Consider the following 14,308-nt stretch of genomic DNA (forward strand, 5'->3'; position numbering starts at 1 on the left):
TAAATTTATTTTTTGCATAAATCTACTTTCAAATGAGAAAAAGCCCGTTTTACGCACCCCTTGATACTTGCCTACATACCATACAGTAGTTACCGCTTGGGAAGGGGATATTTATGGGGCTACAAAAGGTACAGTTACAAATCGTTCCGGAGCATCAATTTTCGAATAACACCAATATCATCATGAGTCGCTCAGTGGCCCTAGCCCTTGGCATCAAAGGTCAGCCTTTTTGGGTAACCTTTGGCAGTGCAGCTGATACAGGTTATCTTGCTCTTAGTAACCATTCTGGTAACTTGGTACGAATTCATGAAAATTTAGCAAAAAAATTGCACTTGCGTGCACAGTCATCTATTTATGCTCAGTATGACGAAAAAGCAATGTCCTTAAAGTTTGGACCATTGTTTGGAATTTTGATCGATGCAATTCCTTCTATCAAACAAGAAGGGGTACTGGGACCCTTAACAAAATTTTTGGATGAGTGTGTACTGACAGGAAATACGAAAGGGACTGCAGTTGCCGTCTTTCAACCACAGCATATTTATTTAGAAAAGAGACAAATTCTCGGTTGGATCCGCGAAAAAGGCAAGTGGATTTTTTCCCGTATGCCTTATCCAGACATCATTTATAATCGGATCACATCTCGTCGTATTGAAGAATTAAAAAACGTTCAGAAGAAAATAGACAAATTGATTAATCATCACCAGATTCCAATGTTTAACGAACGTTTCCTCGATAAGTGGCAAGTGCATGAAATTTTGCAAAAAGACGAATCCATTGCTAGCATCCTTCCACAAACAACACGTTATCAATTAAGAAAAGTAAGAGATATTCTCAAAAAAAATCATTGTATATTTTTAAAACCTACTAATGGCAGCCTTGGTGGAGGTATCATTCGTCTCACTAAAATACATCAATCGTATCTATACCAGTATGCGAGTCCAAATGGAACGATCTCACGCACCACCGCATCTTTTATACAATTAGGAAAAATACTGACCAATAAAATAGGCAAGCAACCATATTTAATACAACAGGGATTATCACTTGTTACGTACGATAAAAGACCTGTTGACTTCCGTGTTCTGGTGCAAAAAGACAGAGAAGGAAAATGGTCTGTCACATCCGCTGTCGCTCGTATTGCCAATGACAGACAAATCGTTTCCAACCTAGCTCGAGGTGGAACACTGCGCAAAGTTCATGATCTATTGGCAGAACTAACACAACTAAACAAAAAACCAGTTAGCAGCGACTTCCGTAACTTGGCGATAAACATAGCCAATTCATTTGAAAAACATGCAAATGGTCATTTTGCAGAATTAGGAATTGACCTTGCACTTGATACCAAAGGGCGAATATGGTTATTAGAAATAAACTCCAAACCATCCAAAACAGACGATTCCGTTTTAAATCAAGGTACAAAAATACGACCTTCTGTTAGTAAATTATTTGATTATGTCCATTATTTAGCAGGAATTACACCAAACACACCTTCAGTGAGGAGGAAATGACGATGAAATCCGCTTCCAATCTTCGGACTCTTGGTGTCATTGTCTGCATACCAAATAATACGCAAAAAATTCCTCCTTTTTCTGAAGCGCTTTATTTCTTTCAACTAGCAAAAATAGCGCAAGAACACCAACTAGAAGTGCTGATTTTTAATCCCAAACAAATTAATTGGACAAAAAGAACTACTCTAGGTTGGTATCTCGAACAGAACAAGTGGAATTTCGGTGTCCGCAAACTTCCTTTGGTTATTTATGATCGCTGCTATTATACCGACGCCTTACATTTTCAATCCTATCGCCCACACATCCTGCGAATTCATCATGATAAACATGTCCAATTTCTCGGGAGAGCTTTAGGCGGCAAAATTCAGACATATCGCATGTTAGAAACCAGTGATGATTTAAAACCATTTCTACCAGAAACACATCTCATTAGTGACCACAATATAATCCAAACAATGCTAAAAAAATATAACCGAATTTGCATCAAACCAAATGGTGGAAGTCACGGAATAGGAGTAGTTTCCATTGAAAAGAAAAATAATTGGTTTTATGTAAAAGGACGAACAAAACACAATTTACCATTTGAAAAAACAATTATGAGTCAAAGCCATCTCATGCTTTGGGTTAAATCTTTTATCCAAAATACAAGGTATCTTGTGCAGCCTTTTTTATCTCTGTATACCAAAGACGAACTGCCATTTGATTTGCGTATTCTGGTACAAAAAAATGGAGAACTACAATGGGAAACTACAGGCAAAGCGATTCGCGTTGGGAAGAGTAAAAGTATCACTTCCAATTTACACGGGGGCGGTAATGCTCTGAAACTTTCTCCGTTTTTAGCAAAACATTTTCAGTCTGATCAAATAGAAATAATAAAACAGCAAATCAAAAAATTAGCTGAGATTATCCCAGTCCACATTGAAAAACACCACGGAAAATTAGTAGAACTTGGTTTAGATGTAGGGATAGATCAAAATGCACATGTTTGGATTATTGAAATAAATTCCAAACCAGGACGCTCCGTTTTCCTGCGAACGGGCGAGATCGAGACTAGGAAACGTTCGATGGAACTTCCTGTCCAATATGCTAAAGCTCTGCTTTCCCAGAAAGTAGGAGGATTTTGATGAATTCATTCATATGCCAAACGCAGCTGTCATATACTACTCCTGCTAGAGCGATCTTATTGCCACTATCATTATGCGATCAATTCGGCTTTCACAATGGTCAATCCATTAAAGTAGAAATTGGCAATAAATCGGTTATAGCACGAGTAATAACTACAAAATTAACAGAATCGAAAGTGATTTTCTCCCCTTCGATCGCTCGGCTTTTAGCTCTACCTTTCAGTGGAAAAATGCGAGCTGTCGTTCAAGAACAAACGATAAAATTTGGTCCTGTTATCGGTATATTGACTACCGGTCATCAAGCAAATGCTGCTAATCCTTTCGGGGGTAGATCATCATTATTTCGCAGCTTCATTCAGGCGGGGGAATCGGAAAAACCGATCATCTATGTATTTACTCCTGAAATGATCGATTGGCAAAATCGAGTAGTTACTGGATGGTATTATCGCTCAGGAAAATGGATGAAACACATTTCCCCGCTTCCTGACGTTATTTATGAGCGAGTACCAAATAGAAAATCGGAAAACATGGCACATGTTCAAAATTGTATCTCTCGTTTAAAATCCCTCACCAAATGCCAAATTTTTAATCAAGGTTTTTTCAACAAATGGTCTGTTCATGAATGGCTGTTCCAAGAAGATCATACACGCAAATACATTCCAGAAACTATCCTTTCTCCATCGGTTCAATCACTTCAAAACATGTTAGATACTTATGAAATAGTGTATTTAAAACCAATCAAAGGCAGTCTTGGGCTAGGTATATTCCGTATATCGCATCAACCTCAAAAGGGGTATTATTGTCGTTTTCATGGAGGGGAACGAAATGTTCTCCATCGGTTCACTACATTAGAATCTCTTTTATCACACTATTTTCGTAAAAACGGTCAACGATTTAAGGGGTATTTAGCGCAACAAGGAATTCGGTTAATCCGTGTACAAAACAGACCTGTTGATTTCCGTGTACACTTGCACAAAGACAGTACAGATAATTGGAAAGTAATTGGTATTGGCACAAAATTAGCAGGTGCTGGTTCCGTTACAACACATGTCCGCACAGGAGGAACGCTTTTATCAACACAGCAATTATTCGATAGAAACTTTAAAGAAAAATCCCAATCTATGTTAGATCAATTAGAGGAAACCGCAATTAAAATTGCTGAAGTGCTAGAAGAAAAAGCAGATGGACCGCTCGGAGAAATAGGAATGGATATGGGAATCGACCAGGATCACCGCATCTGGTTATTTGAATGCAATGCAAAACCAGGAAGGCATATATTTGATCACCCAACATTACGAGATGCCGGATGGCGCTCGGCAAAATGCATAACCGAATACAGTATGCATTTAGCACAATTCGTTTAAAGGAGGAGAGGAAATGACAACTACAAACGATTCGTTTGAATTTGAATCATCATCTTCTCCTCTCCTCTTCTTTCCTAATTCTAGTACTACCGAAAAAAGAAATGGTCAATCAACCAATGAAACGATTGGAAATAGTCTGCATGCTGAAAGTCAATTTCAGTCGATGTCACAATCCGATAAGCTACCTGTGCATATAAAAAAAACAAGTGCACAACTAAAACCATTTATCGCTATTCTAACTAGTGAAGGCAGAAAGCCATTTTCAGGAAATTATCAAAACTTTGCAGATTTGATCCAAATGGGAAGAAGAATGGGTGTAACAATCTATGTTTTAACACCACAAGGCATTTCGCACGATAAACCTTTTGTAATCGGATATTTATTACAGCAATCAAAGCCAAAACCTGTTTTTCGGAAAACCGTATTGCCATTGCCAAATGTTATCTACAATCGTGTTCCTTACCGCAGCGATGAGAGATCAATTCCTGTCGTTCGAGCAATAGAATACCTTAAACAGAAACGCATACCAATGTTTAATCCCCAGTTTTTCAACAAATGGTCCCTATTTCATAGCTTATCTTCTACAGACTGCAAAACGAATCTACCTGCTACAGCAAAATTTACCGACTATGCAACGTTTTATCAAATGGCAAAAAGACATGCTTCATTAATTTTAAAACCAATCGATGGAAAAGCCGGAATTGGAATGATGAAAATAGAGGGAGATGGCCCTTATACATTTCATTACCAAACGAAAAAACAAAAACAAAAAATCCAGTTGAGCAGATTATCCGAAGCGTACCATCAAATACGAAAACGCATACAAAATCGCCCGTATATATTGCAACAAGCCATCCCGCTTGCAACATACCAAGGAAGTCCTTTTGATATTCGCATGCTTGTACAAAAGGATCATACTGCACAGTGGAAAGTCACTGGAATTGGTGTAAGAATTGCCGGAAAAAAGGCCATCTCTACACATGTACCGATGGGAGGAAGAATCGAAAGTTTTCATAGGGTTATCACGGCTTCATTTCCACAATTACATGAAAAAATAGAGAATCGCCTCACACAGCTCGGATTAAAATTTGCCAAAGAAATTGAAGCAAACATGAATGGGAATTATGGAGAAATGTCGATGGATATCGGAATCGATAAATCAGGAAATCTATGGTTTTTTGAAGCCAATGCAAAGCCGCAAAAATTTGACGAACCAAACATTCGAACTCGTTCTTTGCAAAGAATCATACAATATGCTCTTCAACAATCTGGTTTTGTACGCAATCAAGAGGTCAGATCGGTATGAAAATAACAGCATTTACATTACCCAACATTATGCCACACCGCCAGAAAATCATCTTGTTTTTAAAGAAAAACGGAGAAGGAAGAATTACACATCGAGCACTACGCTGGTTGTCCAATATAACTACAAGTGATCATTCTCCTGGTTCGATTGCATTAGTTGCTTTAGAAGAGAAAAAATTGGCTGGAGTGATGATATTCAGTCATTACGGAATTGAGGAAGCGATAACAGCAGTACATCCTCAATTTCGCAAGCAGGGAGTAGGGGAAGAATTGCTATTGGAGGCAGTAAAGAGATTAGGCAAAGTATATACAAAAGTCGCATGTGATAATGTCCCCAGTTTAAAACTATGTTTCCGGTGCGGCCTGACCGCATTTCATTTGTTCAAAGGTCCCACAGGAAAGCCGACTTTATGGTTAGGCGGCGGCAACTACGATCCAAAAGATATAGTGTAAAAAAGCACATTCTTTAGAATGATGCTTTTTTTATTCACTTAACGGAAAATCTCATGCTTGTTATTCGTTCGCCAAAACGCAAATGAATTAGTGCAAACAGTCTGTTTTTTTATACTATTTTCTAATATAATTTAAGATCCATAGAAGTGAATAAATTAGGGAGAGATGAAAACAGATGCAAAAGTTTTGGTATGGTGTCAGTTCATTCACGATTGCATTAATAATATTTGCTTCTACTTCTGTTATCGATTCTAACCAAGTGAGTGCTTTGTCGTATGATGGAACAAATCCATATTCCACTGGATGTGCAAATAAAAAGCCGATTATTTATGCTACGACTTATATTGTCCGCAGCGGAAAAACGATTGGATATATTCAGTTAAGAGGAAGTGCAGGATGTCACACCGCTTGGGCATTTCTTAAATTTTATTCACCTGCGCCAAAAAACAACTATGCAAATGCATATATTGAGCGGTATAAAAGTGGATACTACCTGACTTGTAATTCCTTTGGTGGAAACAAAGCGGTTCAAAAAGGACAAACTTCTTGTTACACACCTCAAATTTGGGATAGAAATCCTAATAAAGCACGTGCCAAAGCTTCCTTTGCTGGAACTAGTTTTCAAGCCAAAACAGGATGGTATTAGAAAAAAAGAAGGCTGCACTATTTATTATAGTAGTAAAAATATTTGACCGGCTGTGTAAAACACAGCCGGTCTTTTTGGTCGTTTGCTACTTCAGATGTACTCCCTCTCGATGAATCGGGAGCTGACCAGTACGAACTTTTTTATCCCAAATTCCGATTTTCTTCGGATCATCTTTACAAAGACCACTCTTTGGAATTTGGATAATATTCCCGTTTCGTAGATTCACAAAAATGTAGTACTCTTCTTTTAGATTGTCATGGAAAATGGCAACGATAGTTCGAAAGTTATTTTGTGTTCGGTCATAATACACTACGCCTGGTGTATAGCGGAGTTTTGTACTGTCGACCCTACTATTCAATGCATCTATCTGTGTATAGCCCATTGGTAACCTTCCTTACTAAGAAAGAGAGCCATTACATATCTAATTATAACAAAAAAATCCGTGAAATGTTTCACGGATACAAATCTTCCAATTATTTAATAACTCGTTTTGCTCCCACATAACCTTGTTTCAACCATGCATGGTCTAAACTTTCATATTGAACACCTTTGGAACCCCAAGTGTGGAGAATTTGATTATTCCCGGCATAAATACCAACGTGTCCAATTTTCCCGCCAGAACCGGAGGTTGTAAAGAATAATAGATCACCTTTTTTAATTTGGTCACGTGCTACACTAGTACCTTGGGTGTATTGTTGACGAGAGCTGCGGAGCAAGGAAATACCATTTTGCTTAAACACATACTGAGTAAAGGAAGAACAATCAAAAGTCTTCGTCTGACCAGATGCAGCCCCATATTGGTAAGGAGTGCCTAGGTATTTTTCCCCAGTCGCGATAATCTTGTCAGCTAGAGCATTACTTGATTGATCTGTAGACCCTGTATTAGTAGATCCTGTATTAGCAGAACCTGTGTTAGCAGAACCTGTGTTACTAGAACCAGTATTGCCTGAACCTGTGTTAGCAGAACCTGTGTTACTAGAACCAGTATTGCCTGAACCTGTATTAGATGAACCAGTACTAGAACCGCTTGTATTGGAACTAGAACTGTAATTTTTGGATGTGGGAGATTGTTTGCCTGAGATATTATAGTACATCTCATTTACAGTACTCATCGTACTTGAAGTATTTGCAGCAGCATTACTCTGTACAAATGGAAATGCAAATGCGGAAAAAGCTACAGCGGCTATTGTTACAACACCTATTTTGATATTTTTTTGATTTAGCATCAAATCCTCCTTAGAAATACTTTTTCTTCCGGAAGTTACTTATATTGTAACATATAGGCGCACTAAAATTTTATGCAAAATATGTAAATTCATTTCTTTTATGAATGAATATCTTATTTTAGGGTATTTAGAACAAACTTTCATGGAAGAATATAATCAAAAAAAGGGGGCAGATGAATCCCATTCAGGAGTTAAAAAGAAAGATATCTTCAACCTTGTGTTGATGGATGCAGTCAGCATCCTGACGGAGATAAGCAGGATGACCGTCCTGTTAGATAAGCGCATAAGAAAAGCCCCTCTCTTCAATCGAAAAGAGGGGCAACTTACTATTACAAAAACCTTCGTGCGCATTTTTTTCCATTATAACTAAAAACAACTTCTCGTTTATCGATCACTGTCTGCAAATGGACATTCCTGCCCCATAATTGATAAATATGAGGCAGTGTTTTTTCTAAATATTTCACATCCAATTCCATATCTTCGTACATGTGTTGCAAATATAGTTCTCCATTGCGAGAGTAGTCTCCATCTTTTACGAGTATCACTGGGTGTCCGCCATTCACTCTACTTGTTACCAATTGATCTCGGACATTCTCCCATTCTTTATCAGAAACTTTCCAATCGTTGCCTTGTTTCTGGAAAACATACATATCTAACTTATCTACTAGATCTCGGGTCAAATAGTTGCGAATGAAAGAAATATCTGAGTCTAACTCCCGGACTTCGAATAATTTTTCTCTGCCTCTCCCCGGTTTTCTTCCTAATCTTTCTTGCTCTTCTTTCGATGGATTATCCCATCGACGCTCAATGTCTTCTAACATTTTCAAACCCAAATAATAAGGATTGATGGAGGTTGTAGAGGGTTGGAGAACAGATGAATTTAATTTTGCAAATTCAATGGTTTCTGCTTCTGTTAAATCCAGTTCGCGCATAATACGAATATGCCAATAAGAAGCCCAGCCTTCATTCATAATCTTCGTTTCCAATTGAGGCCAAAAATAGAGCATTTCTTCACGTAAAATAGTGAGTATATCTTGATGCCAGTCTTGGAGAATTTTGCTGTGATTCATCAGAAATAGCAATATATCTTTTTCAGGCTGTTTTGGAAACCGGTGAACATCACTGGCAGGTTTGCTTACTTCCTGTTGTCCGTCTAGTTTCCATAAATCATCATAAGGAGAAGATTTTTGTGGAGAAGGAGATGAAGGTGCCTTTGAGCGCCTTGGATGCAACAAACTCGGATTAATATGTTCTTGAATTGCAAGAACATGATCTAAAAATGCTTCCACTTCATCTTTCCCATATTGCAATTCATATTCACGAATACGTTCCGCACTCGCTGACATACTCTCAACCATATCTCGTGAAGTATTGGAAAATCGCACATTATTTTTAAAGAAATCGCAGTGCGCCAATACGTGTGCGACAATCAATTTATTTTGAATAAGACTATTTCCTTTTAATAAAAAAGCGTAACAAGGGTTGGAATTGATCACCAGCTCGTAAATTTTGCTTAAATTAAAATCATAAGAGAGTTTCATTTTGTGAAATGCTTTTCCAAAACTCCAATGTGAAAAACGAGTCGGCATACCGTAAGCACCAAATGTATAAATAATATCTGCTGGGCAAATCTCATAGCGCATCGGATAAAAATCAAGACCAAAGTGAGTTGCAATCTCTGTTATTTCTGCGATCGCTTGTTCCAAAGCTTTTTGCTCATCCAACAAGACTCACCCCTTCACTAGTTATACCATTCTATTCCCTTCCATCCTCCAATAGTAAACATCCATCGCGTTAATTCCTTATTTTTTATACCAATAGCATAAGAAGTACATACTAAGTGCGACGGACTTCAAAAGGAGGAAAATGTGTTGGATTATTCCCTTTTACAAGATCAGGTACGAGTAAGTTTGCTGGAGGCTACTACAGATGTATATGACATTATTTCCTCGTTGCGACCTTATGACATTTCCGAAGTAATAAAAGGGCTAGAACACGAGGAACAAATCACCTTACTCCCACTTATCCCGATTCCGTTAGCTGCGCAAACACTTGAATACTTAGAACCAGAATTACAATATCGCATTTTGCAGCATCTTCCTATTTCCTTTTCAAAACCTCTATTTAAACAAATGTCAAGCGATACGGTTGTTGATATGCTTTTAGCGATTCATCCACTCCAAGCCGAACGATTATTAGATTTATTGCCAGTTGATTACCGAAAAAAGATAAATCAATTGATGACTTATCCAGAAGATACTGCTGGAAGTTTGATGACAGTAGACTTCATTGCTGCAAGAACCTATTGGGATAGTGATCAGACATTACAGCATATTCGAAAAGTTGGTCATGAGGCAGAGCTCGTTTCCTATATTTATGTAACAGATACGCGCGGAATTTTAGTAGGCGTTGTTTCTTTAAAAGAATTAATTTTTGCTTCACCTGATACACGATTAGAAAATATCATTACGGAAGATATCGTCACAGTACCTGCTGAGATGGAACAAGAAGAGGCCGCTATTATCTTATCGCGATATGACTTGATTGCACTTCCGGTAATTAACCATGAGCGAAGGTTAGTAGGTATTATCACAGTAGACGATGTATTTGATGTTATTCAAGAAGAAGCAACAGAAGACTTCCAAAAGTTAGGCGGTAGCCAGCCTTTAGAGGATGTGTACTTTAAAACGAGCAGCTTTCAACTCTTTGGAAAACGAATTATTTGGCTCTTGGTTTTATTTATCGGCGGCGCATATACTTCTAATGTACTTGCCCATTACCAAAACGCAGTAAATCAAGTTGTGGCATTATCCTTTTTTATTCCTTTATTGATCGGTACAGGAGGGAATACAGGATCACAAATCGTCAGTACACTGGTTAGAGCATTAGGTGTAGGCGAAGTTGTTTTCAAAGATGTCTTTCGAGTCATTCGTAAAGAACTGCTCACTGGAATATTACTTGGTGTTTCATTAGGAATTGTCGCCTATATCCGCGCACTGCTTCTTCACGTCGAAATAAAGATTGGTTATGTAGTGGCACTTTCTGCTTTAGTTATTGTTTTATGGGCCTCGCTGGTATCTGCATTTTTACCATTGTTATTGCACCGGTTAAAAATCGATCCTGCAGTTGTCTCTGGACCCCTTATTTCAACTTTGGTGGATGGTACAGGATTGATCATTTATTTTTCCATTGCTCAGTTACTATTACATGTATGAAAATAATAGTTACCATTTTTCAGCATGGTCTATATAATAGAGGCAATGTACTCTATCTTAACAGATAGGAAAAAAATGAAATCCAAGATTCAGCAGAATACCCTGATTGCAGCAGGTGTTGCCTATGCTGCAACTTCCGCCATTCATGCGGTTATGCAGCGGAAATATGCTAATCAGCACGGATTGCCGCGTATAAGACTCGGGGAAACAGTTCATGGGTTACTCGTTCGAATCAAATGGATAAGAAGTAGTACAAACGCCCCAGACCTACGGTTTGGGGCGCCCCACCTATACATAATAACCCCAGTTCATGTCATATAATTATTGGAACCTATTTCTATCAATGTTCTACTATTTTAAGGAGCAGAACAAAATGAAAACCACCCTTCTCTCCCTGTCATTAAAAAAATATACACTGTTATCAATCGGCATGTTAATCCTATTTATTACTGTATTTGCTGAAGTTACAGATGAATTATGGGAAAACGAATTATATTTATTTGATCACATTATCATCGATTTTTTTCATCTGTTCCGCCCATCCCTCACTCCATTGATGAAATTTTTCACCTTTTTTGGCTCCATCGAAGCACTCTCCCTGTTACTTCTCATTTCTTGTGTTTTCTTCTTTTCCATAAAAAAAAGATGGGAAGCGATATTTCTCTTCCTTGCTTTAGCTGGCGGAGGAATTTTTAATCTGCTGCTGAAATGGATTTTTCAGCGAGAACGGCCAACCCTTGATCGATTAATACAAGAGACAGGTTATAGTTTTCCTAGCGGGCACTCGATGGGGGCTTTTGTATTTTATGGAATGCTGTACGTACTCTTATGTACGCTTATAAACAACAAAAAAGTGAAAATTTATTTATTTATTGGAACATCGATTTTCATTTTACTTATCGGTATCAGCCGTATTTACTTAGGAGTGCATTATCCAAGTGATGTTATCGCTGGTTATGCTGCTGGAGGGGCCTGGCTGACTATTTGTTTACTAGGTCTTCGTTTTGTGAAAGAACGAAGACAGCAGAAACATTAAATGGGATTTGGACTTAACTGGAGCATTTTTTTATTTTTGCTCCAGTTAAGCTTATCGCTTACTTCTTAAATGTAATGGTTACCTTCGTATCTCCCACTTGGTATACACCTTCCCAAAAGAGAATCGCTACAGGGATATTATTTCGTTTTACTTCTACTCGAACATGATCAGCGACAATTTTATAGCTATCAAAAGCAATGACTTCATTATGAACAACTTTTTTAAAATCTGGTGGAAGGTTGTCGACAATGACACTCTTCTTGCCAAATTTAAAAGTGTATGTAGCCATATGGACTCCTCGGGAAATATACAGTTGTGTACCCTTTTATTATATCGAAAAAGAAGATAAAATGGGCTGATAATAAAAAAGCCCCTTGTAATAAGAGGCTTTTGTCTATACAAATAAAATACTAATCAATTTTTCTGGGTGCCTGAATGGTTTTCAACCACTCAGGCACTTAATGTACTACTCTTCCTATCGCTGGAACTTCTTTACTTTACCAGGAATCGAGTAGGTACCCTGCCGGATCGTTGCCCAGCAAATGTTTCCGTTATACACCTCAATGCGCTCGACTCGGTATTCATTCTTCTTACCCGGAACCGGTGCCTTACATTCCTTAGTGGTAAAAGTACCAAAGGGAATCTTCTCCAGTACAATCTCCACTTTTCCCTCCGGGATAATATAGTTCCCAGTACGAAGGTCAGCAATTGGGTTTTTGATTCCTTTTTTGTATACTCTAGCCTGGGGTCCAATCAGCTCGATCTTGTAGTCCCCAAACTGAATATCCGCGCTAAATGCACCAGCTTTGGTAACCTCAGCGTTATGTGGAAGATTCTTCACATAAATAGCCTTATCCCAGTTAGGACTGTAACTCTTGGACATCTTCTCTCCAATCGCCTAGAATACTGGCTCTCAGCATTCATTTTTTATTATAGCATATGAAATTCAGAATTAAACATTCATTTAAGGCAATTGGGATGACCCCATTACATATTTATCACACTCTCGCGCGGCTTCTCTGCCTTCATGGATCGCCCAGACGATTAAACTCTGCCCCCGGCGCATATCTCCAGCAGCAAAAACTCCCTCTAAGTTGGTCGTGTAGTCTCCATACTCTGCCTGTACTAAGTTATTTTGCTGTGCTAGTCCACTACGCTCCAATAGTCCTTCCTCTGTTCCAGCAAACCCAATGGCAACGAATATTAAATCCGCCTTCCACACTTTTTCTGTACCAGCTAATTCTTGTACATATACTTGTCCATTGCTTTTACGAATAACGTGAGCTTGCACAGTATGCACTTCTTTGACATATCCTCGCTCATCACTCACGATTTTTTTCGTAATTACCGAGTATTGACGCGGATCTTCCTTAAATTTTGCCTCTGCTTCTTCATACGCATAATCGACGGTAAAAACATAGGGGAACTCCGGCCATGGGTTATCTTCTGTTCGTTGCTGCGGCAACTGCGGATGCTTGCCAAACTGTACAACACTTTTACATCCTTGGCGCAGCGCTGTAGCTACACAGTCCGCTCCTGTATCTCCTCCACCGATGACGATGACATCTTTGTTTTCAGCGGAAATCGACAAAACTTCGCTCGGGTCTAATAAATGTTTGGTTGATTGGGTTAAATAATCCATTGCTTCATACACACCTTTTGCCGAAGCACCCGCTACATCCAATTTGCGGTGCTGCTGTGCACCAGTACATAAAATCACTGCATCGTAGTCTGTTTGCAATTGCTTCAGTGTGACATCTTTCCCAAGTTCCACACTAGTCACAAACTCAATCCCCTCTTGCTTGAGCAAATTTACACGCCGGTCGATGATGTTCTTTTCCAATTTCATGTTAGGAATGCCATACATCAACAAACCTCCAATACGGTCTGCTTTTTCCAGCACGGTCACTTCGTGTCCTGCTTTATTCAGCTGATCTGCTGCTGCTAATCCAGCAGGCCCAGAGCCGACTACTGCAATCTGCTTGCCTGTTCGGTGTTTCGGCGGCTGTGGCGTGATCCAGCCTTCTGCAAATCCTTTGTCAATAATAGCTTGTTCCAAACTTTTAATGGCAACAGCCGAATCATGTAGAGCCATCGTACATGAACCTTCACAAGGGGCAGGACAAACTCTACCGGTGAACTCCGGAAAATTATTCGTCATCATTAGACGATTGAGAGCTTCTTTCCATTTCCCTTTTGCCACCAGTTCGTTCCACTCAGGAATAAGGTTGTAAAGGGGACATCCAAAACTATCGTTTATGAATGATCCTGTCGAACAAAACGGCGTTCCACAATCTAGACATCTAGCTCCCTGTGCTTGCAATTTTTGTTCCGCTAAGGGGAGGTAGTACTCTCCCCAATTTTGCTGCCTCTCAAGCGGATGTTTTGTTTTTGGATCTTCTCGTTTTATCGTAATCAATCTTATCCCTCC

At 38.8% G+C, this 14,308-nt stretch carries 14 protein-coding genes; 8 read left to right on the top strand and 6 right to left on the bottom strand.

Annotated features, from left to right (window positions below; translation table 11 throughout):
• The first annotated feature begins 113 nt into the window (after positions 1-113).
• From AC5WOC_RS15990 to AC5WOC_RS16015, 6 genes are all read left to right on the top strand, one after another.
• Complete coding sequence (locus tag AC5WOC_RS15990; protein ID WP_496056415.1) at positions 114-1,508, top strand: YheC/YheD family endospore coat-associated protein; 1,395 nt, start codon at positions 114-116, stop codon at positions 1,506-1,508.
• A gap of 2 nt (positions 1,509-1,510) precedes the next feature.
• Positions 1,511-2,632, top strand: coding sequence for a YheC/YheD family endospore coat-associated protein (locus AC5WOC_RS15995; protein ID WP_496056416.1), 1,122 nt, complete (start codon positions 1,511-1,513; stop codon positions 2,630-2,632).
• On the top strand, positions 2,632-3,996 hold the full coding sequence (locus AC5WOC_RS16000; RefSeq protein ID WP_496056417.1) for a YheC/YheD family endospore coat-associated protein: 1,365 nt from the start codon (positions 2,632-2,634) through the stop codon (positions 3,994-3,996). Before AC5WOC_RS15995 ends, AC5WOC_RS16000 begins: the two co-directional genes overlap by 1 nt.
• Positions 3,997-4,009: 13 nt before the next feature.
• Positions 4,010-5,302 carry a YheC/YheD family endospore coat-associated protein gene (locus tag AC5WOC_RS16005; protein ID WP_496056418.1) on the top strand — a complete coding sequence of 431 codons (1,293 nt, stop codon included), beginning with the start codon at positions 4,010-4,012 and terminating at the stop codon, positions 5,300-5,302.
• Positions 5,299-5,754: a GNAT family N-acetyltransferase gene (locus tag AC5WOC_RS16010; RefSeq protein ID WP_496056419.1), complete on the top strand. Its 456-nt coding sequence runs from the start codon at positions 5,299-5,301 to the stop codon at positions 5,752-5,754. The genes AC5WOC_RS16005 and AC5WOC_RS16010 overlap by 4 nt, the downstream gene beginning before the upstream one ends.
• Positions 5,755-5,929: 175 nt before the next feature.
• Positions 5,930-6,400 carry a DUF2690 domain-containing protein gene (locus AC5WOC_RS16015; RefSeq protein WP_496056420.1) on the top strand — a complete coding sequence of 157 codons (471 nt, stop codon included), beginning with the start codon at positions 5,930-5,932 and terminating at the stop codon, positions 6,398-6,400.
• Between the two features lie 85 nt (positions 6,401-6,485).
• Here AC5WOC_RS16015 and AC5WOC_RS16020 read toward each other — a convergent pair whose 3' ends face one another.
• From AC5WOC_RS16020 to AC5WOC_RS16030, 3 genes are all read right to left on the bottom strand, one after another.
• The gene (locus tag AC5WOC_RS16020; RefSeq protein WP_496056421.1) at positions 6,486-6,782 is read right to left on the bottom strand and encodes a hypothetical protein; all 297 of its coding nucleotides are present in this window, start codon (positions 6,780-6,782) and stop codon (positions 6,486-6,488) included.
• 91 nt (positions 6,783-6,873) lie between these two features.
• Positions 6,874-7,626, bottom strand: a complete 753-nt coding sequence (locus AC5WOC_RS16025; RefSeq protein WP_496056422.1) for a C40 family peptidase — start codon at positions 7,624-7,626, stop codon at positions 6,874-6,876.
• A gap of 329 nt (positions 7,627-7,955) precedes the next feature.
• Positions 7,956-9,350 carry a SpoVR family protein gene (locus AC5WOC_RS16030; protein WP_496056423.1) on the bottom strand — a complete coding sequence of 465 codons (1,395 nt, stop codon included), beginning with the start codon at positions 9,348-9,350 and terminating at the stop codon, positions 7,956-7,958.
• Positions 9,351-9,494: 144 nt separating this feature from the next.
• On the opposite strand from AC5WOC_RS16030, the gene mgtE reads away from it, so the two are divergent.
• Both mgtE and AC5WOC_RS16040 read left to right on the top strand, forming a co-directional pair.
• Positions 9,495-10,841 (top strand): magnesium transporter, encoded by a 1,347-nt coding sequence (gene mgtE / locus AC5WOC_RS16035; RefSeq protein ID WP_496056424.1) that lies wholly within the window; start codon positions 9,495-9,497, stop codon positions 10,839-10,841.
• A 373-nt stretch (positions 10,842-11,214) separates the two neighbouring features.
• Complete coding sequence (locus tag AC5WOC_RS16040; RefSeq protein WP_496056425.1) at positions 11,215-11,877, top strand: phosphatase PAP2 family protein; 663 nt, start codon at positions 11,215-11,217, stop codon at positions 11,875-11,877.
• Positions 11,878-11,935: 58 nt separating this feature from the next.
• On the opposite strand, the gene AC5WOC_RS16045 is transcribed toward AC5WOC_RS16040, so the two are convergent.
• From AC5WOC_RS16045 to AC5WOC_RS16055, 3 genes are all read right to left on the bottom strand, one after another.
• Complete coding sequence (locus AC5WOC_RS16045; RefSeq protein WP_496056426.1) at positions 11,936-12,166, bottom strand: hypothetical protein; 231 nt, start codon at positions 12,164-12,166, stop codon at positions 11,936-11,938.
• 186 nt (positions 12,167-12,352) lie between these two features.
• A complete protein-coding gene (locus AC5WOC_RS16050) occupies positions 12,353-12,760 on the bottom strand; it encodes a hypothetical protein (protein ID WP_496056427.1) in 408 nt (135 codons plus the stop codon).
• An 81-nt stretch (positions 12,761-12,841) separates the two neighbouring features.
• A complete protein-coding gene (locus tag AC5WOC_RS16055; protein WP_496056428.1) occupies positions 12,842-14,296 on the bottom strand; it encodes a glutamate synthase subunit beta in 1,455 nt (484 codons plus the stop codon).
• Between the last annotated feature and the right edge of the window lie 12 nt (positions 14,297-14,308).

It is taken from the genome of Shimazuella sp. NTD247, assembly GCF_059510415.1.